This window comes from Pseudomonas sp. GW822-FHT05A08 (assembly GCF_058800485.1).
The window spans coordinates 814,236-839,511 of record NZ_CM179511.1; the positions used below are offsets into that span (position 1 = coordinate 814,236).

General features: G+C 63.7%; 17 protein-coding genes. 13 read left to right on the top strand and 4 right to left on the bottom strand.

From position 1 onward, the window contains the following. Positions 1 to 78: 78 nt before the first annotated feature. On the top strand, positions 79 to 915 hold the full coding sequence (locus AC3RCP_RS03695) for a 23S rRNA (adenine(2030)-N(6))-methyltransferase RlmJ (protein WP_007926805.1): 837 nt from the start codon (positions 79 to 81) through the stop codon (positions 913 to 915). A 99-nt stretch (positions 916 to 1,014) separates the two neighbouring features. Here AC3RCP_RS03695 and msrA read toward each other — a convergent pair whose 3' ends face one another. From msrA to aceE, 4 genes are all read right to left on the bottom strand, one after another. After that, positions 1,015 to 1,662 (bottom strand): peptide-methionine (S)-S-oxide reductase MsrA, encoded by a 648-nt coding sequence (msrA, locus tag AC3RCP_RS03700; protein WP_007926804.1) that lies wholly within the window; start codon positions 1,660 to 1,662, stop codon positions 1,015 to 1,017. A gap of 73 nt (positions 1,663 to 1,735) precedes the next feature. Then, a complete protein-coding gene (locus tag AC3RCP_RS03705) occupies positions 1,736 to 4,429 on the bottom strand; it encodes a putative bifunctional diguanylate cyclase/phosphodiesterase (RefSeq protein WP_492571402.1) in 2,694 nt (897 codons plus the stop codon). A gap of 310 nt (positions 4,430 to 4,739) precedes the next feature. Then, positions 4,740 to 6,692 (bottom strand): dihydrolipoyllysine-residue acetyltransferase, encoded by a 1,953-nt coding sequence (gene aceF, locus AC3RCP_RS03710; RefSeq protein ID WP_492571403.1) that lies wholly within the window; start codon positions 6,690 to 6,692, stop codon positions 4,740 to 4,742. Between the two features lie 11 nt (positions 6,693 to 6,703). Continuing rightward, positions 6,704 to 9,349: a pyruvate dehydrogenase (acetyl-transferring), homodimeric type gene (gene aceE / locus AC3RCP_RS03715; protein ID WP_007926801.1), complete on the bottom strand. Its 2,646-nt coding sequence runs from the start codon at positions 9,347 to 9,349 to the stop codon at positions 6,704 to 6,706. A 381-nt stretch (positions 9,350 to 9,730) separates the two neighbouring features. On the opposite strand from aceE, the gene glnE reads away from it, so the two are divergent. The 12 genes from glnE (at position 9,731) to AC3RCP_RS03775 (ending at position 25,211) form a co-directional block, all read left to right on the top strand. After that, on the top strand, positions 9,731 to 12,670 hold the full coding sequence (gene glnE / locus AC3RCP_RS03720; protein ID WP_274305335.1) for a bifunctional [glutamate--ammonia ligase]-adenylyl-L-tyrosine phosphorylase/[glutamate--ammonia-ligase] adenylyltransferase: 2,940 nt from the start codon (positions 9,731 to 9,733) through the stop codon (positions 12,668 to 12,670). A 140-nt stretch (positions 12,671 to 12,810) separates the two neighbouring features. Then, entirely contained in the window at positions 12,811 to 13,845 is a 1,035-nt protein-coding gene (waaF, locus tag AC3RCP_RS03725; RefSeq protein WP_007926799.1) for a lipopolysaccharide heptosyltransferase II, read from the top strand. Beyond that, positions 13,846 to 14,907, top strand: coding sequence for a lipopolysaccharide heptosyltransferase I (gene waaC / locus AC3RCP_RS03730; protein ID WP_053259389.1), 1,062 nt, complete (start codon positions 13,846 to 13,848; stop codon positions 14,905 to 14,907). Beyond that, positions 14,907 to 16,028, top strand: coding sequence for a glycosyltransferase family 4 protein (locus tag AC3RCP_RS03735; protein WP_007926797.1), 1,122 nt, complete (start codon positions 14,907 to 14,909; stop codon positions 16,026 to 16,028). The genes waaC and AC3RCP_RS03735 overlap by 1 nt, the downstream gene beginning before the upstream one ends. Next, a complete protein-coding gene (rfaP, locus tag AC3RCP_RS03740; protein WP_053259391.1) occupies positions 16,028 to 16,834 on the top strand; it encodes a lipopolysaccharide core heptose(I) kinase RfaP in 807 nt (268 codons plus the stop codon). Before AC3RCP_RS03735 ends, rfaP begins: the two co-directional genes overlap by 1 nt. After that, on the top strand, positions 16,834 to 17,568 hold the full coding sequence (locus tag AC3RCP_RS03745) for a lipopolysaccharide kinase InaA family protein (RefSeq protein WP_492571404.1): 735 nt from the start codon (positions 16,834 to 16,836) through the stop codon (positions 17,566 to 17,568). The genes rfaP and AC3RCP_RS03745 overlap by 1 nt, the downstream gene beginning before the upstream one ends. Next, positions 17,565 to 18,317, top strand: coding sequence for a lipopolysaccharide kinase InaA family protein (locus AC3RCP_RS03750; protein WP_492571405.1), 753 nt, complete (start codon positions 17,565 to 17,567; stop codon positions 18,315 to 18,317). The genes AC3RCP_RS03745 and AC3RCP_RS03750 overlap by 4 nt, the downstream gene beginning before the upstream one ends. Further along, complete coding sequence (locus AC3RCP_RS03755) at positions 18,317 to 19,771, top strand: lipopolysaccharide kinase InaA family protein (RefSeq protein WP_101336650.1); 1,455 nt, start codon at positions 18,317 to 18,319, stop codon at positions 19,769 to 19,771. The genes AC3RCP_RS03750 and AC3RCP_RS03755 overlap by 1 nt, the downstream gene beginning before the upstream one ends. Before the next feature lie 269 nt (positions 19,772 to 20,040). Further along, positions 20,041 to 21,798: a carbamoyltransferase family protein gene (locus AC3RCP_RS03760; RefSeq protein WP_007922192.1), complete on the top strand. Its 1,758-nt coding sequence runs from the start codon at positions 20,041 to 20,043 to the stop codon at positions 21,796 to 21,798. Then, on the top strand, positions 21,782 to 22,912 hold the full coding sequence (locus AC3RCP_RS03765; RefSeq protein WP_101336651.1) for a glycosyltransferase: 1,131 nt from the start codon (positions 21,782 to 21,784) through the stop codon (positions 22,910 to 22,912). Before AC3RCP_RS03760 ends, AC3RCP_RS03765 begins: the two co-directional genes overlap by 17 nt. Continuing rightward, positions 22,912 to 23,808: an antimicrobial resistance protein Mig-14 gene (locus AC3RCP_RS03770; protein ID WP_101336652.1), complete on the top strand. Its 897-nt coding sequence runs from the start codon at positions 22,912 to 22,914 to the stop codon at positions 23,806 to 23,808. Before AC3RCP_RS03765 ends, AC3RCP_RS03770 begins: the two co-directional genes overlap by 1 nt. After that, positions 23,805 to 25,211: a PIG-L deacetylase family protein gene (locus AC3RCP_RS03775; protein WP_101336653.1), complete on the top strand. Its 1,407-nt coding sequence runs from the start codon at positions 23,805 to 23,807 to the stop codon at positions 25,209 to 25,211. The genes AC3RCP_RS03770 and AC3RCP_RS03775 overlap by 4 nt, the downstream gene beginning before the upstream one ends. The last annotated feature ends 65 nt before the right edge of the window (positions 25,212 to 25,276 follow it).

A 25,276-nucleotide genomic window follows, 5' to 3' on the forward strand; every position in this document is an offset into this window, starting at 1 on the left:
TGCGCCGTGGAAGCTCCCGACACGACCTGACGCCGGCCGTGGCACAGGGTAAACTTCGCCCCCTGCGCAGGAGCAACCATGAACTATCGTCACGCCTTCCACGCCGGCAACCACGCCGACGTCTTCAAACACCTGACCCTGACCCGCCTCATCGCCCTGATGTCGCGCAAGGAGCAGCCGTTCGCCTACCTCGACAGCCATGCCGGCATCGGCCTGTACGACCTCCAGGGCGATCAGGCCAACCGCACCGGCGAGTACCTGGAAGGCATCGCGCGCCTGTGGGGCGAGCAGGACCTGCCAGCGCTGACCGCCGACTACATGGCGGTGCTGCACAAGATGAACCCCGATGGCGAACTGCGTTATTACCCGGGCTCGCCCGAGCTGGCGCGGCGCCTGACCCGTTCCCAGGACCGGGTGCTGCTCAACGAGAAGCATCCGGAAGACGGGTTGCTGCTCAAGGAAAACATGAAGGGCGATCGCCGGGTGGCGGTCCACCTGGGCGAGGGCTGGCATGTGGCGCGGGCGCTGCTGCCGGTGGCCGAGAAGCGCGCGGTGATGCTGATCGACCCGCCGTTCGAACAGCTCGACGAGATGCAGCGTTGCGCCGCGTCGTTGAAAGAAGCCATCGGCCGGATGCGCCAGACCGTGGCGGCCATCTGGTACCCGGTCAAGGATCAACGGGCGCTGCGCCGCTTCTACCAGGACCTGGCCGGTACCGGCGCGCCGAAGCTGTTGCGTGTGGAACTGCTGGTGCATCCGCTGGATACCCCCAACAGCCTGAACGGCTCGGGCCTGGCGATTGCCAACCCGCCGTGGGGGCTGGAAGAGGAGTTGCGCGAGCTGCTGCCGTGGTTGGCGCAGAAACTGGGCCAGACCCAGGGCGGCTGGCAGATGGATTGGCTGATCGCCGAATAATGGGGGGAGCTACAAGCTGCAAGCTGCAAGCTGCAAGCTGCAAGCTGCAAGCTACAAGCTGAAGCAGGACAGCTTGCAGCTTGTAGCTTGCCGCTGCTTTCAGATCGGGCAGGTCACGCCTGTGCCGCCGATCCCGCAGTAGCCTTCCGGGTTCTTCGCCAGGTATTGCTGATGGTAGGCCTCGGCGTAGTAGAAGGTCGGGGCTTCTTCGATTTCCGTGGTGATGGCGCCCAGCCCGGCCTTGGTCAGCTCGGCCTGGAACACTTTTTCGCTGGCCTTGGCCTGCTCCAGCTGGGTCGGGTTGGTGGCATAGATCACCGAGCGGTACTGGGTGCCGATGTCGTTGCCCTGGCGCATGCCCTGGGTCGGGTTGTGCAGTTCCCAGAACATCGCCAGCAGTTCCTGATAGCTGACTTTCTCCGGCTCGTAGACCACCAGCACCACTTCGCTATGGCCGGTCAGGCCCGAGCAGACTTCTTCGTAGGTCGGGTTCGGGGTAAAGCCGCCGGCGTAGCCCACCGACGTGCTGAACACACCCTCGCGCTGCCAGAACTTGCGTTCCGCGCCCCAGAAGCAACCCAGGCCGAAGATGGCGAATTCCACGTTGCCCGGGAACGGGCCCAGCAGCGGGTTGCCGTTGACGAAGTGTTCGGCTGGCACGGTCATCGGGGTTTCGCGGCCAGGCAGGGCTTGTTCTTTGGTAGGTAGCACGTTTTTGTTCACCAGAATTTCCGAGCGCAGAACCATGATCAGTCCTCTCAGTCAGGGTGGGATTGAGTAATTAACCAGACCCGCAGTTTGCCCGAGTGTTACGGCGCTGTCAGGCGATTGGGCCGCGCGGGTAACGTTTGAGCTTGTCGATCAGCTCCGAGCCGGGGATCGGCCGGTCGAACAGGTAGCCCTGGCCGACATCGCAGCGGTGGCGACGCAGGAAAGACAGCTGCTCCGCGGTTTCGATGCCCTCGGCCACCACCTGGATTTTCAGGTTGTGGGCCATGGCGATCACCGCCGAGGTGATTTCCATGTCGTCCTGGTTGGCGGGGATTTCATGGATGAAGCTGCGATCGATCTTGATGATGTCGATCGGGAATTTCTTCAAGTAGCTCAGCGACGAATAGCCGGTGCCGAAGTCGTCCATGGCCAGGGTCAGGCCGAGCTTTTTCAGCTGGTCGAGTTGCTGGTGGGTGTCTTCGGTGGCTTCCAGCAGCAGGCCTTCGGTCAGTTCCAGCTCCAGCAGCGAGGCGGGCAGCTGTTCCTCCTTGAGGATGCTGGCGATGGAGGCCACCAGGTCCGGGTCGGAAAACTGCTTGGGCGACAGGTTGATCGCCACCTGCAGATTTCCCAGGCCAGCGGCGGTGAGCTGCTTGCTCATGCGACAGGCCTGGCGCGCGATCCATTTGCCGATCGGGATGATCAGGCCGGTCTCTTCGGCGACGCTGATGAACTGGTCCGGACGGATCATGCCCTTTTCCGGATGGTTCCAGCGCAGCAGCGCCTCCAGGCCCAGCAGGCGTCCGCTGCGCAGGCACAGCTTGGGCTGGTAGAACACGTCCAGCTCGTTCTGGGTCAGGGCGCGGCGCAGGTTGTTTTCCACGAACAGCTTGTAGCTGGCTTCGGCGTTCAGGGCCTCGGTAAACACCTGCACCTGATGTTTGCCGTTGGCCTTGGCCTTGTGCAGCGCCAGGCCGGCGTTGCGCATCAGGGTCTGCGGGTCGCGGCCGTGCAGCGGTGCGCAGGCCAGGCCCACGGAGCCGGTGACGCTGATGAGTTGGTTGTCGACGAACATCGGCTTGTCGAGGGTCATCAGCAACTGGCTGGCGATCTGTTGGCCTGCCTCCAGGTCGGTGTCGTCCAGCAGCACGGCGAACTCGTTACTGGCGAAGCGCGCCAGGCTGCCGCTCGGGCTCAGGCTGTTGCGCAGGCGCCGGGCCAGGCTGATCAGCAGCTTGTCGCCGGTCTGGTGGCCGAGGCTGTCGTTGATCCGCTTGAAATTGTCGATGTCCACCAGCAGCAGGCTGATGGGGCTGTCGCTGTCGCGGGCGAAGCGTTCGTCGAGGTTGCGGATGAAGGCGGGGCGGTTGCCCAGGTTGGTCAGGTTGTCGGTGTAGGCCAGGCGCTCGATGCGTTGCTGGGCGAGCTTGGTCTGGGTGATGTCTTCGTAGATGCCGATGTAGTGGGTCAGTTCGCGGTTGTCGCCATAGACCTTGGAGATCGACAACTGGCCCCAGTACGGCTCCAGGTTCTTGCGCCGGCTCTTGAACTCGCCCTGCCAGCTGTTGCTCTTGGCCAGGCTGGAGGGCGCGTCGAACAGCAGTTCGCTGAGGTTCTCCAGCGCCGGCAGTTCCGCCAGCCGATGGCCGTGGACTTCCTCGGTGCTGTACTGGGTGATCGCCGTGAAGCTCGGGTTGACGTACTCCACCACGCCGTCGCAGTTGACCAGCAGAAAGGCATTGGCGCTTTGCTCGACCGCGCGCTGGAACAGGTGCAGGGCGCTGGTGGCGGTACGGCGGTTGTGGTTGTTGATGACCTGGGCGAACTGGTCGGCCAGCTCGCCGGCAAAGGCGATTTCATCGGATTGCCAGGCGCGGGTGTTGCCCACTTGTTCCAGGCACAGCACGCCGACCACCTGGCCGTCGATGCGGATACTGGCGTCGAGCATGGCGTTGATATTGCGCGGGCGCAGGCTCTCGGCCATTTCCCGGGTGCGCGGGTCACGCATGGCATTGTGCGCATCGATGGCCCGGCTGGTGTGCAGGGCTTCGAGGTAGTCGGGGAAGTCGCTGGCGTCGATCGTCTCCGGCAGGATGTATTCCTGCAGGTCGCGGTGATAGGCGCAGATGGGCACTAGCGACTGGCCTTCCAGGTTCCAGATGCTGGCACAGTCGATTTCGTAGATGTCGCAGGCGCTGCGGGTGATCAGCTCGGCGGCTTCCAGCAGGGAGTTGTTGGCGCTGTAGCGCTGGCGGGCCAGGAGCAGGATCAGGTCTTGCTGGGCGCGCACCCGTTCGAGGTGCTGGAGTTGTTCCTGCTGGGCACGCTGATTGAGTTCCAGGGCGATTTGCAGGCGACTGTTCTGGGTTTCCAGGTCGGGCGCGGAGAGCGGCTGATCGTTGTCGAGCAGGCCGTCGACCACCAGGAAATAGCCACGCAGCAGGTGTCGATTGTGCTGTTTGTAGGCTTCGCCGAGTTCCAGCAGGCTGAGTGAGCCCTTGGCGGTGTGCAGGGTGTAGCGAATCAGATAATGCGGGCTGTGGGTCAGTTGCTGCTGGATCGCATCGTGCAGCTGATAACGGGCTTCCGGCTCCATCAGGCTGGCATAGGGCGAGCCGACCAGGGCGCAGAGCTCGACGGCGGGCAGGCCGAATTGGCGTTCACAGTTCGGGTCGAGAAACAGCAGGGCCCAGCTCGCTTCATTCAGCCGTTCGAAACGCAGCATGCCGAGCCGCGAGGGCACGGGCAACTGCGTCACTACCTCGGCCACCATACGGCTGGCGGCATCGGGTTGGCTTTTCATGGGGAAACTCGCTTGGTAAATGCTGATCGCGCCGGGCTCGCGCCCTCTTTACTGTTGCCTGCGGCAAGGTTGCATCATGCGGCACTGACTGACAAGTGAGATGAAGGCTAAGTGCTATAAGAATCTATCGGCAGAACGGAAGATTTCTGAACGCTAATCTTTCCCGGTGTTTTACCGGGCTTTGGCGGCTGGTTACAGCGATTTTTCGGCAAAAAAAAGCCCCGCCAAATCGACGGGGTTGAGGTACGAGCGTGGCGCTCGAAAAGGGTGCAACGGCCGGCTTCCCCATGACAGGGAAGCCGGCCGAGTCTTACAGCAGGATGGTGCGGATATCCGCCAGCAGATCGCTCAGACGCTTGGTGAAGCGTGCGGCAGCGGCGCCGTTGATCACGCGGTGATCGTAGGACAGCGACAGCGGCAGCATCAGCTTCGGCTGGAAGGCTTTACCGTCCCAGACTGGCTGGATGGTGGCCTTGGAAACGCCGAGGATCGCCACTTCCGGTGCGTTGACGATCGGCGTGAAACCGGTGCCGCCAATGTGACCGAGGCTGGAGATGGTGAAGCAGGCACCCTGCATGTCGTCCGCCGAGAGCTTCTTGGTCCGGGCTTTTTCAGCCAGGGAAGCGGCTTCGGCAGCCAGTTGCAGCAGGCTCTTCTGATCGACGTTCTTGATCACCGGTACCAGCAGGCCATCCGGGGTGTCGACCGCGAAGCCGATGTTCACGTACTTCTTGCGGATGATCGCTTTGCCGCTAGGCGCCAGCGAACTGTTGAAGTCCGGCAGTTCCTTGAGCAGGTGCGCGCAGGATTTCAGCAGCAGCGGCAGGATGGTCAGCTTGACGCCGGCCTTCTCTGCAACGGCTTTCTGGGCGATCCGGAAGGCTTCCAGCTCGGTGATATCGGCCGAGTCGAACTGGGTGACGTGAGGCACGTTCAGCCAGCTGCGATGCAGGTTCGATGCACCAGCCTGCATCAGGCGGGTCATCGGCACTTCTTCGATCTCGCCGAAGCGGCTGAAGTCCACCACCGGAATCGGCGGGATGCCCGCGCCACCGGTTGCGCCGCCAGCAGCTGGCGCTTCCTTGGCCTTTTGCATCATCGCTTTGACGTAAACCTGCACGTCTTCCTTGAGGATGCGACCGTGCGGACCGCTGGCGCCAACAGCGCTCAGCTCGACGCCGAACTCACGGGCCAGTTGACGCACTGCAGGACCTGCGTGAACTTTGGCGCCAGGCTTGGCAGGTGCAGCGGCCGGGGCGGCAGCAGGTGCAGCGGCAGCCGGAGCAGCAGCGGCAGGTGCCGGAGCGCTTGGCGCAGCCGCGGCAGCTGGAGCCGGGGCAGCAGCAGGTGCCGCGCCTTTGACCTTCAGCTTGAGGATCAGGTCCCCGGTACCGACTTCGTCGTCCAGCTTGATCGCAACGCTTTCCACGATGCCGGCGGCAGGCGATGGGATTTCCATGCTGGCCTTGTCGGACTCGAGGGTGATCAGCGACTGGTCGGCTTCAACGCTGTCGCCAGCCTTGACCAGCACTTCGATGATCTTGGCCTTGCCGGCCGAACCGATATCCGGGACGTGGATGTCCTGGACGCTGTCGGCTACCGGGGCAGCAGGGGCAGCGGCAGCTGGCGCCGGAGCAGCAGCGGCCGGAGCGGCAGCCTGGGCAGGCGCAGCGGCGGCAGGGGCCGCAGCACCTGCCACTTCCAGATCCAGGATCAGGTCGCCGGTGCCGACTTCGTCGTTGAGCTTGACGCTGATGGCCTTGACCACGCCAGCGGCAGGCGATGGGATCTCCATGCTCGCCTTGTCGGATTCCAGGGTGATCAACGATTGATCAGCCTCGACCTTGTCGCCGACCTTGACCTGGATCTCGATGATCTGGGCCTTGCCCGACGAACCGATGTCCGGCACGTGCACTTGCTGAACCGAAGCGGCAGCAGGAGCAGCTGGCGCGGCAGCAGGAGCGGCAGCCGGTTTGGCCTCGGCTTTGGCAGCCGGTGCAGCGGCAGGCGCAGGAGCCGCTTGCGCGGCACCCTCGACTTCCAGTTCCAGCAGCTCGTCGCCTTCTTTCAGGCGATCGCCCAGCTTCACTTTCAGGCTTTTGATGACGCCGGCTTTGGGTGCCGGAACTTCCATGCTCGCCTTGTCCGATTCCAGCGTCAGGATGCTCTGGTCGGCTTCGATACGGTCGCCGACCTTCACAAACAGTTCGATTACTTCACCTTCACCGCTGCCGATGTCAGGTACGCGAATGAGTTCGCTCACAAAAAATCTCCTCAGCAGTCCAGTGGGTTGCGTTTTTCCGGGTTGATACCGAACTTGGTGATGGCCTCGGCCACGACCTTAGGTTCGATGTCACCACGGTCAGCCAAGGCTTCCAGGGCTGCCAACACCACGAAATGACGGTCGACTTCGAAGAAGTGACGCAGCTTCTTGCGGCTGTCACTGCGGCCGAAACCGTCGGTGCCCAGGACTTTGAATTCCTTGGACGGGACCCACTGACGAATCTGTTCGGCGAACAGCTTCATGTAGTCGGTAGAGGCGATGACCGGGCCCTTGCGGCCGCTCAAGCACTCTTCGACATAGCTCAGCTTAGGCTTCTGGCCCGGGTGCAGACGGTTGCTGCGCTCGACTGCCAGGCCATCGCGACGCAGTTCGTTGAAGCTGGTAACGCTCCAGACGTCCGCGCCCACGTTGAATTCTTCACGCAGGATCTTCGCCGCTTCACGGACTTCGCGCAGGATAGTGCCGGAGCCCATCAGCTGTACGTGGTGCGCCGCTTCGCGGGTGTCTTCCTCGAGCAGGTACATGCCCTTGATGATGCCTTCCTCGACACCGGCCGGCATGGCTGGCTGCTGGTAGGACTCGTTCATCACGGTGATGTAGTAGAAGACGTCCTGTTGCTCTTCGGTCATCTTCTTCATGCCGTCCTGGATGATCACCGCCAGCTCGTAGCCATAGGTCGGATCGAAGGTGCGGCAGTTCGGGATGGTGCCCGCCAGCATGTGGCTGTGACCGTCTTCGTGCTGCAGGCCTTCACCGTTGAGGGTGGTACGGCCGGCGGTACCGCCGATCAGGAAGCCACGGGTACGGCTGTCGCCAGCGGCCCAGGCCAGGTCGCCGATACGCTGGAAGCCGAACATCGAATAGAAGATGTAGAACGGCAGCATCGGCTGGTTGTGGCTGGAGTACGAGGTACCGGCTGCAATGAAGGAGCTCATGGCGCCCGCTTCGTTGATGCCTTCCTCGAGGATCTGGCCCTTCTTGTCTTCGCGGTAGAACATCACCTGGTCTTTATCGACTGGCTCGTAGAGCTGGCCGACGGACGAGTAGATGCCCAATTGACGGAACATGCCTTCCATACCGAAGGTGCGGGCTTCGTCGGGGATGATCGGCACGATGCGCTGGCCGATTTCCTTGTCCTTGACCAGCTGCGCGAGGATCCGCACGAAGGCCATGGTGGTGGAGATTTCGCGGTCGCCCGAACCGTCGAGGATGGCCTTGAGGGTATCCAGTGGCGGGGTCGGGATGTTGAAGCTCTTGGCGCGACGCTGAGGCACGAAACCGCCCAGCGCGGCACGACGCTCGCTCAGGTAACGGGCTTCGGCACTGCCTTCTTCCGGTTTGAAGAACGGCAGGTTTTCGATCTCTTCGTCCTTGACCGGAATGTCGAAGCGGTCGCGGAACAACTTCAGGCTGTCGACATCGACTTTCTTGGTGTTGTGCGCGGTGTTCTTCGCTTCGCCGGCGCCGGTGCCATAACCCTTGATGGTCTTGGCCAGGATGACGGTCGGTTGCTCTTTGTGGTTGACCGCCTCGTGGTAGGCCGCATAGACCTTGTACGGGTCGTGGCCGCCACGGTTGAGTTTCCAGATTTCGTCGTCGGACAGGTCTTCGACCATCGCCTTGAGTTCTGGCGTGTTGAAGAAGTGCTCACGCACGAAGGCGCCGTCTTTGGCCTTGTAGTTCTGGTACTCGCCGTCGATGACTTCGTCCATGCGGCGTTGCAGGATGCCGTCGGTGTCCTTGGCCAGCAGTGGGTCCCAGAAACGGCCCCAGATGACCTTGTTCACATTCCACTGGGCGCCACGGAACACGCCTTCGAGTTCCTGGATGATCTTGCCGTTGCCGCGAACCGGGCCGTCGAGGCGCTGCAGGTTGCAGTTGATGACGAAGATCAGGTTGTCCAGCTTCTCGCGGCCGGCCAGGGAGATCGCGCCCAGGGATTCCGGCTCGTCGCACTCGCCGTCGCCCATGAAGCACCAGACTTTCTGCTTGCCCGGCTGGATGAAACCGCGGGCTTCCAGGTACTTCATGAAGCGCGCCTGGTAGATCGCCTGGATCGGACCCAGACCCATGGAGACGGTCGGGAACTGCCAGAAGTCAGGCATCAGCCATGGGTGCGGGTAGGAGGACAGGCCGTTGCCATCCACTTCCTGACGGAAGTTGTTCATCTGGTCTTCGCTGATGCGGCCTTCCATGAAAGCGCGAGCGTAGACGCCAGGGGAGGCGTGGCCCTGGAAGTAGATCAGGTCGCCGCCATGTTCTTCGGTTGGCGCCTGGAAGAAGTAGTTGAAGCCGATGTCATACAGCGTCGCACTGGAAGCGAAGCTGGAGATGTGACCGCCCAGGTCAGAATCTTTCAGGTTCGTACGCATGACCATGGCCAACGCGTTCCAACGTACCAGCGAGCGAATGCGGCGTTCCATGAACAGGTCGCCAGGCATGCGTGCTTCGTGGGTGACGGGAATCGTGTTGCGGTACGGCGTGGTGATGGCGTAGGGCAGTTGCGAGCCGCTGCGGGTCGCGAGTTCGCCCATACGGGTCATCAGGTAGTGAGCACGGTCTTCGCCTTCTTTGTCGAGAACCGATTCCAGGGCGTCCAGCCATTCCTGGGTTTCGACGGGATCGAGGTCTTGCATGGCTTGCTCCAGGGCGGAAAGGCTTCCAGAATCGGTTGCCTGAGTTTGCGACTGGCCTTGTGGGCAGACGATAAAATTCTTGGATTGCCGGAGGTTGATACGGCGGCGTGTAGTTTTACTACAAATCGTCGGCCATTTCAGCCTTTCGAATGTATAGACGAGTAGTAAAACTACAGAAGATTGGCTTGTGGCCTCCTGCTGCGTTGTGAGAATAATCGTTACTGTTGGTCGATTTCCAACACCAATGGGTAAGAATTTGATGCTGGCTGCCAAAATAATAAAAAATTCAGCTATTTCTAACTTTTGTTCGACAGTCCTTCAAGGGCCGCGCCCGCAGAATTTGCCCCGACCGCCCCTTTCTACGCCGATCAAGGATAGCCCATGAGCCTGCCCGCGCTTGCCGAACTCCCAGCGACTCTCCTGCCTTTTGTCAGCCGTGCGGAGCAGTCGTTCCGTAGTGCCGTGTCGACCCTGGACGACGATCACGGGCTCGCCGCCTGGACCCCCGAGCGCTGGGCCGAGTTCGCCCGGGTGAGCGCCGCCAGCGACTTTTTCATTGAACAGAGCCTTCGTGACCCTTTGATGTTGCTGGAGCTGGTGCGCGGCGGCGAACTCGACCGCGGCTTCGGCCCAGGCGAGCTATGCGCGCAGATCGCCGCGGCGGTGCAGCAGGCCACCAGCGAAGACGAGCTGGGGCGGGTGCTGCGGCGTCAGCGCAATCGTCATCAGGTGCGGATCATCTGGCGCGACCTGACGCGCCAGGCGGATCTGGTGCAGACCTGTCGCGACCTCTCGGACATGGCCGACGCCTGCATCGACCAGGCCTATCAATGGTTGTACCAGCGCCACTGCGAGCAGTTCGGTGTTCCCACCGGTCGACGCAGCGGCGAGCCGCAGCAGATGGTCATCCTCGGCATGGGCAAGCTGGGCGCCGTCGAGCTGAACCTGTCGTCGGACATCGACCTGATCTTCGCCTACCCCGAAGGCGGGGAGACCGTGGGCGTGAAGCGTGCGCTGGATAACCAGGAGTTTTTCATCCGCCTGGGGCAGCGCCTGATCAAGGCGCTGGACCCGATGACCGTCGACGGTTTCGTGTTCCGCGTCGACATGCGCCTGCGGCCCTACGGTTCGGCGGGCGCCCTGGTGCTGAGCTTCAATGCGCTGGAGCAGTACTACCAGGATCAGGGCCGCGACTGGGAGCGCTACGCGATGATCAAGGCGCGGGTGGTGGCGGGTGACCAGATCGCCGGCGCGCAGTTGCTCGACATGCTGCGGCCCTTTGTCTATCGGCGTTACCTGGACTTCTCGGCGATCGAAGCGCTGCGCACCATGAAGCAGCTGATCCAGCAGGAAGTGCGGCGCAAGGGCATGGCCGACAATATCAAGCTGGGCTCCGGCGGGATTCGTGAAGTCGAGTTCATCGCCCAGGCTTTCCAGCTGATCCACGGCGGGCGCGACCTGAGCCTGCAGCAGCGTCCTCTATTAAAGGTGCTGACCACCCTGGAGGGGCAGGGTTACCTGCCGCCCGCGGTGATCGCCGAGCTGCGTGAAGGTTACGAATTCCTGCGTTACACCGAACATGCGATCCAGGCGATCGCCGACCGGCAGACGCAGATGCTGCCGGACAATCCACAGGACCAGGCGCGTATTGCCTTCATGCTGGGTTTTGCCGACTGGGCGGCGTTCCATGAGCGGCTGATGTATTGGCGCGGTCGGGTGGAGTGGCACTTCCGTCAGGTGATCGCCGACCCGGATGAAGACGAAGGCAGCGAATGCGAAGTGGTGGTCGGCGGTGAATGGCTGCCGCTCTGGGAAGAAGCCCAGGACGAAGAAGCCGCCTGCCGGCAGTTGCAGGAGGGTGGTTTCAATGACGCGCCCAAGGCGCTCAGGGCGCTGGCCGGCCTGCGTGGCAGCCCGCAATTGCGGGCCATGCAGCGTTTGGGGCGCGAGCGTCTCGACGCCTTTATTCCCCGCCTGCTGGCCCAGGCAGTGGAGCATGCCGATCCGGACCTGGTGCTGGAGCGGGTGTTGCCGCTGGTCGAAGCGGTGGCGCGGCGCTCCGCCTACCTGGTGCTGCTCACCGAGAATCCCGGGGCCTTGCGCCGCCTGCTGACCCTGTGCGCCGCCAGCCCGTGGATCGCCGAGCAGATCACCCGCTTCCCGCTGCTGCTCGATGAATTGCTCAACGAAGGCCGGCTGTTCAAGCCGCCACTGGCGCCGGAGCTGGCCGCCGAGCTGCGCGAACGCCTGACGCGCATCCCCGAGGACGACCTGGAGCAGCAGATGGAAGCGCTGCGCCACTTCAAGCTGGCACACCGCCTGCGGGTGGCAGCCTCGGAAATCGCCGGCAGCCTGCCGCTGATGAAGGTCAGCGATTATCTGACCTGGCTGGCCGAGGCGATCCTCGAACAGGTGCTGGCCCTGGCCTGGCGCCAGACGGTGGCCAAATACGGCGCTCCGCAGCGCACCGATGGCAGCTTGTGCGATCCCGGCTTCATTATTGTCGGTTACGGGAAAGTCGGCGGCCTGGAACTCGGGCATGGTTCCGACCTGGACCTGGTGTTTATCCATGACGGCGATCCGCAGGCGGAAACCGATGGGCCGAAACCGATCGACGGCGCGCAGTTCTTCACCCGCCTGGGCCAGCGGATCATTCACCTGCTGACCACCCAGACCAACTCCGGTCAACTGTACGAAGTGGACATGCGCCTGCGGCCGTCCGGGGCGTCGGGCTTGCTGGTGAGTTCGCTGGGGGCTTTCGCCCGTTATCAGGAGAACGAGGCCTGGACCTGGGAGCATCAGGCGCTGGTGCGCGCCCGGGTGCTGGTGGGTAGCCAGGATGTCGGCCAGGCCTTCGAGAAAGTGCGGGCGGCGGTGCTGGGTCGTGCCCGTGACCTGCCCAAGTTGCAGCAGGAGGTCAGCGAGATGCGGGCCAAGATGCGCGACAACCTGGGGACCAGGGCGACGGCTGCCGGAACCGCGGCAAATGCCTTCGAGGCCACGGCGCCGTTCGACCTCAAGCAGGACGCCGGAGGTATCGTCGACATCGAATTTATGGTGCAATACGCGGCCCTGGCGTGGTCGCAAGAGCACCCGTCATTGCTGCGCTACACCGACAATATCCGCATTCTGGAAGGTCTGGAGGAAGTCGGGCTGATGCCCGCGACCGACGCCAGTCTGTTGCGCGAGGTCTATAAGGCCTACCGCTCCGCGGCTCACCGCCAGGCCTTGCAGAACGAGGCCGGGGTCATCGCCGGCGACCAGTTCGCCAGCGAGCGACGGGAGGTATTGCGGATTTGGCGCGAGCTGGGGCTAAGCTAGGCAGCGTGCGCTGCGTTGCCACAAATGTATCCGGCGAGCCAGGTTGCGGCTCGTCCACAATGAGCTGGCGGTGAATGCCGCAGGGCTGGATTCTCGAGGCGGGGAGGCGTAAGCCTCCCCGGTTCGTTTTTGGAAACCACATGAATATTCTGATCGTTGGGCCCAGTTGGGTCGGTGACATGGTGATGGCGCAGACACTCTTCCAGTGCCTGAAACAGCGCCATCCTCAATGCGAGATCGACGTGCTGGCCCCCGAGTGGAGCCGGCCGATCCTGGAGCGCATGCCGCAAGTGCGGCGGGCCTTGAGCTTCCCGCTCGGCCACGGCGTGCTGGAACTGGCGACTCGCCGGCGCATCGGCAAATCCCTGGTCGGCCAGTACGACCAGGCCATCCTGCTGCCCAACTCGCTGAAGTCGGCGCTGGTGCCGTTTTTTGCCGGCATCGCGCAACGCACCGGCTGGCGTGGCGAGTTCCGCTACGGCCTGCTCAACGACGTGCGCACGCTGGACAAAGAACGTTATCCGCTGATGATCGAGCGCTTCATGGCCCTGGCTTACGAGCCGGGCGCCGAGCTGCCCAAGCCGTATCCGCGTCCCGACCTGCAGATCGATCCGGCCAGCCGCGAAGCGGCGCTGGCCAAGTTCGGCCTGACCCTGGACCGCCCGGTGCTGGCGCTGTGTCCGGGAGCCGAGTTCGGCGAGGCCAAGCGCTGGCCGTCCGAGCATTACGCCAAGGTTGCCGAACTGAAGATCCGTGAGGGCTGGCAGGTCTGGCTGTTCGGTTCGAAGAACGATCACGTGGTCGGCGAAGACATTCGCGCCCGGCTGATTCCTGGGCTGCGCGAAGAGTCGGTCAACCTCTGCGGCGGCACCTCCCTGGCCGAGGCCATCGACCTGCTGTCCTGCGCCGATTCCGTGGTGTCCAACGACTCCGGGCTGATGCACGTGGCGGCGGCGCTGAATCGCCCGCTGGTGGCGGTGTACGGCTCGACGTCTCCGGGGTTCACCCCGCCCTTGGCCGACCAGGTCGAGGTCGTGCGCCTGGGCATCGAGTGCAGCCCGTGCTTCGATCGCACCTGCCGCTTTGGCCATTACAACTGCCTGCGCCAGCTGCTGCCCGACTCGGTGGACCAGGCCTTGCAGCGGTTGCAAGGCACCGCGGTCGAGGTTCGGTAAGTGCGGGTACTGTTGATCAAGACCTCTTCCCTGGGCGACGTGATTCATGCGCTGCCGGCGCTGACCGATGCGGCGCGGGCGATCCCGGGGATCAAGTTCGACTGGGTGGTGGAAGAGGGGTTCGCGGAAATCCCGACCTGGCACCCGGCTGTGGATAAAGTGATCCCGGTGGCGATTCGCCGCTGGCGCAAGAACATCTGGCAGACCATCAAGAGTGGCGAGTGGCGGCGCTTCAAGCAAAGCGTGCGTGCCACCAAGTACGATCTGGTGATCGACGCCCAGGGCTTGCTGAAAAGCGCCTGGCTGACGCGCTACGTCAAGGCGCCGGTGGCCGGCCTGGACAAGCAGTCGGCACGCGAGCCCCTGGCGGCGCGTTTCTACTCGCGGCGCCTGGCCGTCGCCCGCGGCCAGCATGCCGTGGAGCGCGTGCGCCAGCTGTTCGCCGTGGCGCTGGGGTATGACTTGCCCCAAGGCCTGGGCGATTACGGCCTGAACGTCGAGAAACTGGTGGAGTTGCCGCGGCCCAAGCCGTTCGTGGTGTTCCTGCACGGCACCACCTGGGACACCAAGCACTGGCCGCAAGCCTATTGGCGCGAGCTGGCCGAACGCATGGGCCAGTTGGGCGTCGAGGTCAAGTTGCCGTGGGGCAACCCGGCGGAGAAGGCCCGGGCCGAGCGTATTGCCCAGGGCCTGAGCAACGCCACGGTGCTGCCGAAGCTGAACCTGGCGGGCGTCGCCAAGGTGCTGGCGCAAGCCCGGGCCTGCGTCGCGGTGGATACCGGGCTTGGCCATCTCGCCGCGGCGCTGGATGTGCCGACCATTTCCCTGTTCGGTCCGACCAACCCGGGCCTGACCGGTGCCTATGGCAAGGCGCAGATCCACATGGCCAGCGACTTCCCCTGCGCGCCGTGCCTGCAGAAAAAATGCACCTATCAACCGACGGCTGAAGATCAGCGGCGGTTCGACCTGAAACGCGAGTGGCCGCTGTGCTTCACGCGTCTGAATCCTGAGCGTGTCGCCAGCCGGCTGAGCAGGTTGTTACTGGCTGAGGAGCTGCGCTGATGCAATTGGCTTTTGTCCTTTATAAATACTTCCCGTTCGGCGGCCTGCAACGGGACTTCATGCGCATCGCCCTGGAGTGCCAGAAACGCGGGCACCGGATTCGCGTCTATACGCTGATCTGGGAAGGCGATGTGCCGCCGGGTTTCGAGGTGCTGGTGGCGCCGGTCAAGGCGTTCTTCAACCATCGTCGTAACGAGAAGCTCAGCGCCTGGATGGAGGCCGACCTGGCCAAGCGTCCGGTGGACCGCCTGATCGGCTTCAACAAGATGCCCGGCCTGGACGTGTACTACGCCGCCGACGGCTGCTTCGAAGACAAGGCGCAGAACCTGCGCCACTCGCTGTACCGCCGCTGGGGCCGCTACCGGCACTTCGCCGAATACGAGCGGGCGGTGTTCGCCCGGGACGCCAAGACCGAAGTGCTGATGATTTCCGAGGTCCAGCAGCCGCTGTTCATCAAGCATTACGACACCCCGGTGGAGCGTTTCCACCTGCTGCCGCCAGGCATCGCCCAGGACCGTCGCGCGCCGGCCAACGCGGCCGAGATCCGCGCCGAATTCCGTCGCGAGTTCGCCCTGAAAGACGATGATTTGCTGCTGGTGCAGATCGGCTCCGGGTTCAAGACCAAGGGCGTGGATCGCAGCCTCAAGGCTGTGGCTGCCTTGCCGCCGGAGCTGAAGAAACGCACCCGGCTATTTGTAATTGGCCAGGACGACCCCAAAGTATTCCAATTACAGAGCGCGGCATTGGGCCTGGGCGAGCATGTGCAGTTCCTCAAGGGGCGCAGTGATATTCCGCGTTTCCTGCTGGGCGCCGACCTGTTGATCCACCCGGCGTACAACGAAAACACCGGCACCGTGTTGCTGGAAGCGCTGGTGGCCGGCTTGCCGGTGCTGGTCAGCGCGGTCTGCGGTTATGCCCATTACATCGCCGAGGCCGACAGCGGCCTGGTACTGGACGAGCCACTGGAGCAGGGACAGCTCAATCAATACCTGAACACCATGTTGACCGACGACGCTGCACGCGCGACCTGGAGCCGTAACGGCCTGGCGTTCGCCGAGACGGCCGACCTCTATAGCATGCCGCAGCACGCTGCGGATGTGATTCTGGCGGAGCAACACTGATGAAGTTGATTCTTGCCGAACCGTTCAAGACCCTTTGGGCCGGGCGCGATGCGTTCGCCGAAGTCGAGCGTCTGGACGGCCAGGTCTACCGTGAACTGGAAGCCCGCCGTACCTTGCGTACCGAGGTGGCTGGCGAAGGGTTCTTCGTAAAGATTCACCGCGGTATCGGTTGGGGCGAGATCTTCAAGAACCTGCTCACCGTCAAGCTGCCGGTGCTCGGCGCGGGCCAGGAATGGCAGGCCATCCAGCGCCTGCAGGAAGCCGGTGTGCCGACCATGACCGCCGTCGCCTATGGCGAACGCGGCAGCAACCCGGCCAACCAGCATTCGTTCATCGTCACCGAGGAGCTGGCGCCGACCATCAGCCTCGAAGACTTCAGCATCGACTGGGTCAAGCAGCCGCCGCAGCCCAGGCTCAAGCGCGCGCTGATCGCCGAAGTGGCGCGCATGACCGGCATGATGCACCGCGCCGGGGTCAACCATCGTGACTGCTACATCTGCCACTTCCTGCTGCACACCGACAAGCCGGTGACGCCGGATGACTTCAAGCTCTCGGTGATCGACCTGCACCGCGCCCAGACCCGCCCGGCCATCACCCGGCGCTGGCGCGACAAGGACCTGGCGGCGCTGTATTTCTCGGCACTGGATATCGGCCTGACCCGGCGCGACAAGCTGCGCTTCCTCAAGGGTTATTTCCAGCAGCCGTTGCGCCAGATCCTGAGCGACGAAGCGCCTCTGCTGGCCTGGCTGGAGGGCAAGGCCAACAAGCTCTACGCACGCAAGCAGCGATACGGAGATGCGCTCTGATGGCGGGTTGGAACCTTGAACCTGGATATCAGGAGCTGGCGCAGGACTTCGGCAGTCTGGATGCGGTCTTTGCCCTCGAGGGCGAACACCTGACCCGCGACCCGTTGTCGGAGGTCATCCGGGTCGAACGCAACGGCATCAACTATTACGTCAAGCGCTACACCGGCGCCGGCAAGAACCTGCGGCGCTATCTGGGCAAGCCGCGGGTCAAGTCCGAGTGGCAGAACCTCAAGCGTTTCGCCAAGTGGGGCATTCCCACGGCGGAGGTGGTGGCCTGGGGTCTGGAGCGCCGTGGCCTGGCTTACGACCGGGGGGCGATGATCACCCGCGAGCTGCCACGCACCGAAGACCTGTCGGTCCTGGCCGAGCGCAACGACCCGCTGCTGGCCGATCGGGCCTGGGTGGACCGGGTCAGCCAGCAGCTGGCGCGCTACACGCGGATCATGCATGAGCATCGCTTCACCCATAACGACTTGAAGTGGCGCAACCTGCTGATCGACGATGAGGTCCGGCTTTACCTGATCGATTGCCCCAATGGCGATTTCTGGCGCGGTTTCTGGCTCAAGTACCGGATCACCAAGGACCTGGCGTGCCTGGACAAGGTGGCCAAGTATCATTTGTCCGCCACCCAGCGCCTGCGCTTCTATTTGCAGTACCGCCAGCGCACCCGGCTGAATTCCGCGGACAAGTGCCGCATCCGGCATGTGCTGAGATTTTTCGAGGGACGCGAATGACCGATTTCCTGGCGGCTCAGGACCGTGCGTTGCTGGAGCGCCACGGCCTCGACAGCTTCGACGCGTTGTGGGCCAAGCAACTTGAGGCGGTGGACGAGCCCAACACCGATGGTGGGGGCTGGAGCAGCGTGTATCGCCTTGACCTGGAAGGCCACGGCTACTACCTCAAGCGCCAGAGCAACTACCTGACGCGGACCCTGCACCGGCCGTTCGGCGAGCCGAGTTTCGCCCGCGAGTTTCGCAATATCAGCCGCTACCAGCAGTTGGGCATTCCAGCGCTGCAGGCGGCCTTCTTTGGCGAGCGCAAGGTGGCTGGCGAAACCCGGGCGATCCTGCTGACCCGGGCGCTGGATGGCTGGAACGACCTGGATTCGCTGCTGCAGCAATGGGCGCAGCTCAGCCCGGACCAGCACGCGGCGATCCTGCGGGCCTGTGGCCTGCTGGCGCGCCAGCTGCATGCGGTGCGCCAGGTGCACGGCTGTTTTTATCCCAAGCATATTTTCCTGCGGGCCACCGGCGACGGTTACCAGGCGCAATTGATCGACCTGGAAAAGACCCGTCCGCTGTTGTTCGGCCAGCGTGACCGGGTCAAGGACCTGGAGCCGCTGTTGCGTCGCGCCCCGGTCTGGAGTGAGAGCGATGTGCGCGCCTTGCTTGCGGCGTATCTGGATCAGCCGCGGGACAGCTCGCTGGTCGATGCCTGGCTGAACCGCCTGAGTGCACGCCGCAGCCACAAGGAGACTCGTTGATGCGTCTGTCCGAACTTGAACGGGCCGGTCGCGCGCCAAGCCTGCCGTTGAGCCTGGAGCTGGCCGACGCTGCCGGGCCGGCCACGCTGCAGTTGCTCAGCCTGCTGCGGGTGCTGCCGGGGCAGCGCTACGTCGGCGCCGGTGTATGGCGCGGGCGTCCGGTGCTGGCCAAGTTACTGGTGGGGGCCAAGGCGGCGCGGCATTTCCAGCGCGAACTGCAAGGCGTGCGCTTGCTTGAAGAGCAGGGCATGACCACGCCGTTGCTGCTGGCAGACGGCCTGAAGGAAGGCGAGGGCGGCTGGCTGCTGTTCGAGTTCCTGGAAGGCTCCGAGAGCCTGGGCGATGCCTGGAAACAGGTGGAATCGTTGCCAGCGTTGGCTGATGAGCAGCAGGCGGTACTCGCCGAAGCCCTGGCCGCCATCGCCGAATTGCACGGCAAGGGCCTGTGGCAGGAAGACCTGCATCTGGACAACCTGCTGCGTCATCAGGGCAAGTTGTACCTGATCGACGGCGCCGGGATCTGCGTGGAACAGGCGGGCAAACCGCTGTCCCGGCAGAAAGTCCTGGAAAACCTCGGGGTGTTTTTCGCCCAGCTGCCCAAGAGCCTGGAGCCCTTCACCGAAGAGCTGCTGGTGCATTACCTGCTGAACAATGCCGAGCATGCCTTGCCGCTGGAAGCCTTGCAGAAGCAGGTGGACAAGGTGCGCAGCTGGCGCTTGAAGGATTTCCTCAACAAGGTCGGTCGCGAGTGCACCCTGTTCAGCGTGCTGCGCGGGCCCTTCGCCTTGCGGGCGATTCGGCGCGAGGAAGAGGCGGCGATGCTGCCGGTGCTGGAGCAGGCCGACGCGCTGCTGGACCAGGGGCACCTGTACAAGACCGGTGGCGCCGCCAGCGTCGGCCGGGTCGAAGTGGCGGGCCGCACCCTGGTGGTCAAGCGCTACAACATCAAGGGTTTTGCCCATTGGCTCAAGCGCTTCTGGCGTCCCAGCCGGGCCTGGCATTCGTGGCAGGAGGGCAATCGCCTGGCGTTCCTCGGCATTGCCACGCCCAAGCCGCTGGCCTTGCTGGAGAAGCGTTTTCTCTGGCTGCGCAGTCGGGCCTATCTGGTGACCGAATACCTGGCGGGGCCGGACATCATCGAACGCTTCGCGCCCTATATCGACAGCGGCGCGGCTCCGGAAGCGGAGTTGCAGGCGCTGGACCGGCTGTTTGCCGAGTTGATCCGCGAACGCATCAGCCATGGCGACTTCAAGGGGCACAACCTGTTCTGGCAAGAGGACCGCTGGGCGCTGATCGACCTGGATTCCATGTGCCAGCACCACAGCCTCGGCAGCTTCGCCCCGGCCTACGCCCGCGACCGTGCGCGCTTCATGCGTAACTGGCCAGAAAGCAGCGCGCTGTATCAGGTCATCGACCAGCGCCTGCCTAAAACCGCCGAATCGTCCATGGGCTGACCTGCGACTTGTAGCCGCTGCCACAGGCTGCGATCGACTCCGCAGGAGGCGCTGCTTTTGAGGCCCTCGGAAGACCCTGCGGGCCTTATCGCAGCCTGCGGCAGCGGCTACAGGGAGTGAGGCGCTTCAGCCTTGGCGCTTGTCGCTAGAGGCTTGCCCCTTCTTTTACGTTATAATCCCGCCCTTTCGTTGTTTCTCGCCCCTTGCGAGCACACATCATTTTCAAGGCGCATCGCGCCCGCATGCAGACTAAACGAGGCTAGACCCCTGTGGCATTGACGATTCTTGGCCTGTCCGGCGCCCTTAGCCATGATCCTTCCGCAGCGCTGTACATCGACGGCAAGCTGGTGGCGGCGGCTGAAGAAGAGCGCTTCGTACGCGATAAACATGCAAAGAACCGCATGCCCTACGAATCGGCGAAGTTCTGTCTGGAACAGGCCGGCATCAAGCCTTCCGACGTTGACGTGGTGGCGATCCCGTTCGCCCCGATCAGCCTGTTCGGCAAGGCCCGCTGGCACTACGCCAAGCGTTACTGGTACGCCCCGGACCGCGCCCTCGACGCGATCCTGATGGGCAACCGCCGCTACAAGCGTTATCGCAACAAGATCGTCTGGTGCCTCGAGCAACTGGGCTTCGATCCGAAGAAGATCAAGATCGAGCCGGTCGAGCACCACCTGGCTCACGCTTCCAGCGCCTACCACTGCTCCGGCTTCAAGGAGAAGACCGCGATCCTCGGGATCGACGGCAAGGGCGAGTACGCCACGACTTTCTTCGGCTACGGCGAAAACGGCAAGATCCACAAGATCAAGGAATTTTTCGATCCGGACTCCCTCGGCGGCCTGTATGGCGCGATCACCGAGTTCCTCGGCTTCGAGATGCTCGACGGCGAGTTCAAGGTCATGGGCATGGCGCCGTACGGCGATGCCAGCAAGTACGATTTCTCCCGCCTGGCCAGCTTTGAAAACGGCGAACTGGTGATCAACACCGATTACGCCAACGTCATCGGCCTGCGCCGTTATAAAGAGAAGGGCAAGGGTTTCTACTTCTCGCCGAAGCTGATCGAGTGGCTGGGTCCGAAGCGCGAAGGCGATATCGCCGACGAGCCGTACATCCACTACGCGGCCAGCATGCAGGCGCTGTTCGAGAAGCTGGCGCTGCAGATGATCGACCACTACCTGGGCGACATCCTCAAGGAAACCGGCAAGCTGGCCTTTGCCGGCGGCTGTGCGCTGAACGTCAAGCTGAACCAGAAGATCATCGCCCGTCCGGAAGTCAAAGAGCTGTTCGTGCAGCCGGCGTCCGGCGATGCCGGTACCGCGGTCGGTGCCGCGGCCTATGTTTCCCACGCTCGCGGCGTGCCGGTGGAGAAGATGGAACACGTCTATCTCGGCCCGTCCTACAGCAATGAAGACGTGATCGCCGCTTGTGCCCGCCACCCGAACAAGCCGGCCTGGCGCCAGATCGACAACACCCCCGAGCGTATCGCCAAGATCATGGTCGACGGCAACCCGGTGGCCTGGTTCCAGGGCCGCATGGAGTTCGGTCCGCGCGCCCTGGGCGGTCGTTCGATCATCGGTTGCCCGAGCGCCACCGGCGTGGCCGACCGCATCAACGAGCAGATCAAGTTCCGCGAGCGCTGGAGGCCTTTCTGCCCGTCGATGCTCGACACCGTCGGTCCGCAGATGATCAAGGTCGATCACCCGGCGCCATTCATGACCTTCACCTTCGAAGTGGCGGAAGAATGGAAGACCCGCGTGCCGGAAGTGGTCCACGAAGACGGCACTTCCCGGGCCCAGGTGCTCAAGCGCGAATACAACCCGCGCTACTACGACATGATGAAGGCCCTGGAAGTCCTGACCGGCAACGGCGTGTCGCTGAACACCTCGCTCAATCGCCGTGGCGAGCCGATGATCTGCTCGCCGACCGACGCCCTGAACATGTTCTTCGGCTCCGATCTGCAGTACCTGATCATGGAAGACATCCTGGTAGTCAAAGACGGCGTGGATCCTTATGACACGCTCGGCTGAGCGCCACGTCCTGCAGTTCTGCCACGGCTATGACGGGCCGTTCCTGGACTGTGCCCGGCAATATGCCAGCCTGTTCGCGGGCAGCGGCTATCGCGTGACCACGGTGTTCCTCACCGGGGTCGCCGATGCCGAGGTGGCCGATGCCTGTGCCAGCGACGAAGTGCTGTTCATGGAATACAGCTCCAAGGCCATTCGTGGCCTGAAGCTGGGGGCGATACGCGACCTGCGCAAGATTGCCGCGTCGCGCAACTTCAGCTTCTGCATCGCCCACCGTTTCAAGCCGATCTACATCGCATTGCTGGGCACCGCGTTGCCGGTGATCGGCGTGCATCACGCGTTTGGCGATTACCAGCGCGGCAGTCGCCGCCTGTTCGCCAACCTGTTCCGCAAGCGCCTGAGCCTGCTCGGCGTGTCCGACGCGGTGCGCGATGACATGCGCAGTTGCCTGCCACAATGGCCGGCGGCGCGGATTCAGACGCTGTACAACCGGATCGACGTCGAAGCCTTGCAGGCTACCCAGTTGTCCAAGGCCGAAGCGCGCCAGGAACTGGGGCTGTCGCCTTCCGCCTGGATCGTCGGCAATGTCGGGCGTCTGCACCCGGACAAGGACCAGGCCACCCTGCTGCGCGGGTTTGCCGCGGCATTGCCGGGGCTGCCTCGGGAAAGCCAGCTGGCGATTCTCGGTAGCGGGCGTCTGGAGCAGAACCTCAAGGACCTTTCCCGCGAGCTGGGCATTGCCGACCGCGTGCTGTTCCTCGGCCAGGTCACAGAAGCCCGGCGTTATTTCCGTGCTTTCGATGCCTTTGCCCTGAGCTCCGACCACGAGCCATTCGGCATGGTGCTGCTGGAGGCCATGGCCGCTGGCGTGCCTTTGCTGGCGACGGCCTGTGGCGGTGCCAAGGAAGTGGTCGAAGGCGTCGGCATCCTGTTCCCGCTGGGCGATGCCGAGCATATGGCCCAGGGCCTGCAACACCTGGCCGGGATGGATGAGAACCAGCGCTTGCTGTGCGCCGAGCTGATGTTCGAGCGCCTGCGCGAGCGCTTCTCCGACCGTGCTGTACGCGACGCCTTCTGGCGTCTGCCGCAAGTTACCGATCTGACCGCGAGGCCCTGATGCTCAATCGATTCCAAGGCTGGCGCGAGCGTGGCTGGTCGGTCGTCGACGCCTCGACTTATGCCGCCGCCTGGCAGCGTTTTGGCGGCAGCGTCGCCACCCACCCACTGGTGGTGGAACGCCTGGCGAACCTGGCGGGCATCCCGGTCCGCTACCTGGCCTGGGAACAGGCCGGTGAACTGCGGGCGGCGATCCCGACCTGGGGGCGCGACCTGGCGCTGTCCAAGGACGTGCTCAAGCGCCGTGGCAAGAAAGGCCTGTTCGACCTGGGCAACGCCGAGCTGATCCTGCCGGCGGCGCCTGAGACCCAGGCCCCGCTGCGTCATCGCGGTCGTTATCTGTCGGCCTTGAACCAGGGCCGGTTCAGCACCCTCAAGCTCCAGGCCGAGCAATTGGCCATGGCCCGCACACCTGAAGAGCTGTCGAAGAAGTTCCGCTACAACCAGCGCCGCGAACTGCGCTTGCTGGAAGAGGCGGGCGGCGTGGTGCGCCCGGTCAGCGAGTTCTCCAGCCAGGAGCTGGCGGCCATCTACTGCGATCTGTTCCAGCGGCGCTGGGGGTTCCCGGCCACCGGTGCCGAGCGCATGGCCGAAGTCATCGAGTTGCTGCGCGAGTTACTGATCGGTTCGGTGATTTTCCTCAACGATGCGCCAATCGCCATCCAGCTGGTGTACCGGGTCGAAGCGCCAGAGTGGATCAGCGTCGAATACATCAACGGTGGCGTCGATCCTGAAACCCGCGAGTTCAGCCCCGGCAGCGTGTTGAGTTTCCTCAATACGCAAAGCGCCTGGGAGCAGGCGCGGGCCATCGACAAGCCGCTGCGTTTCTCCTTCGGTCGCGCCGATCGCGAATACAAGGATCGTTGGTGCAATCCGGTTCCGGTGTTCACGGTATGAATCAGCCTCCGAGTCGCAAGCAACAGTTGCTCAAACGCCATCGCCGGCAGAAGCGCCTGGGCCTGCTGATCGGCCTGCTGGTACTGGTGGCTATCGGTGTGCTGGTGGCCTGGTGGCTGCCGCTGCTGCTCGCGGTGCTGGCCTGGGTGGCCCATGAGGCCTGGTTCGCCGACCATCTGTTTTATTCGCCCCGGGACGATTATCAGTACAGCTTTCCGTTCGGCACCGAGCAGCCCAAGGTCCACCTGGACAAGCAGCGCTTGGTGCTGGACCAGGCGATCGACCTGGCGGGGGACGAAACCCTGATCCTCGCGGTAAAGGTCAGCAGCAGCTGGCTGGGGCGCTTTTTCGACCCCTCCGTCTCCTTGGCGGAGCAGGATCGGCAGACGTTCGAGCGTGGCGTGAACGGCTTGCGTTATCTCAACCTCAGCGGGCTGGCCCGACCTCTGGCCAGCGGCGAGCTGCAACTGCGCGGGCGTTTCTGCCGGGTGCACGGCGAGCCGCTGTTGTCGGTGTTCCGCGAGCCGGACTATCGCCACCAGCGGGTAATGGTCATCGCCCCCCATGCCGACGATGCCGAACTGGCGGCCTTCGGTCTGTACAGCCAGGCCGACGAAGCCTGGATCGTCACGTTGACCGCGGGCGAGATCGAAGCCGAGCATTACCGGCAGATGGGCATGAACGCTGCAGATGCGGCGCGGATCAAGGGTCGGCTGCGGGCCTGGGACAGCATTGCGGTGCCGCGTTGGGCCGGGGTCGCCGAGGAACGTTGTGTGCAGCTGGGGTATTTCTGCCTGCAACTGCCGGCCATGCAGGCGGCGCCGAACCGGCCTGTGGCGTCCCGCGAGGCCGAACTGTCGGATATCCGCCTGTTCCGCAAGTTCAACCCGTTCCCGTTGCCGGCGGATGCCGATGGCGCGCCGACCTGGAACAATCTCCTGGCCGACCTGCGGGCGCTGTTGCTCAAGGCCCGCCCCGAGGTGATAGTGCTGCCGCATCCGACACTCGACCCGCACCCGGACCACATCTGCGCCCAGCAGGCGGTATTGGAAGCGTTGCAGGGGCTGGAGTGGCAGCCGACCACCTTGCTCGGTTATGCCAACCATTTGCATGACAACGACCGCTGGCCGATGGGCGATTCAGGGGCGGGCATTGCCCTGCCGCCGGTGTTCGACCCGGCCCAGGTGCTCAGGCCCTGCTGCTTGCCGCTGTCGGTCGAACAGCAACGGGACAAGGCGATGGCCCTGGGCATGATGCACGACCTGCAGCCGCGAGCGCCGTTCAAGCGCCGGCTGCGACGGGTCCTGCAGCGTGTGCTGGCTGGCCGCGCCGCTTCGCCTTATGGCGAGAACGAGTTTTTCCGCAAGGCGGTACGCCGGCATGAGCTGTTCTGGCGTTTGTAAATTGATATTGCATGACACCCTTTTGCCTGTCGGCCAGGGTAGTTTCGCTCTTTTGTCCGGTTGCT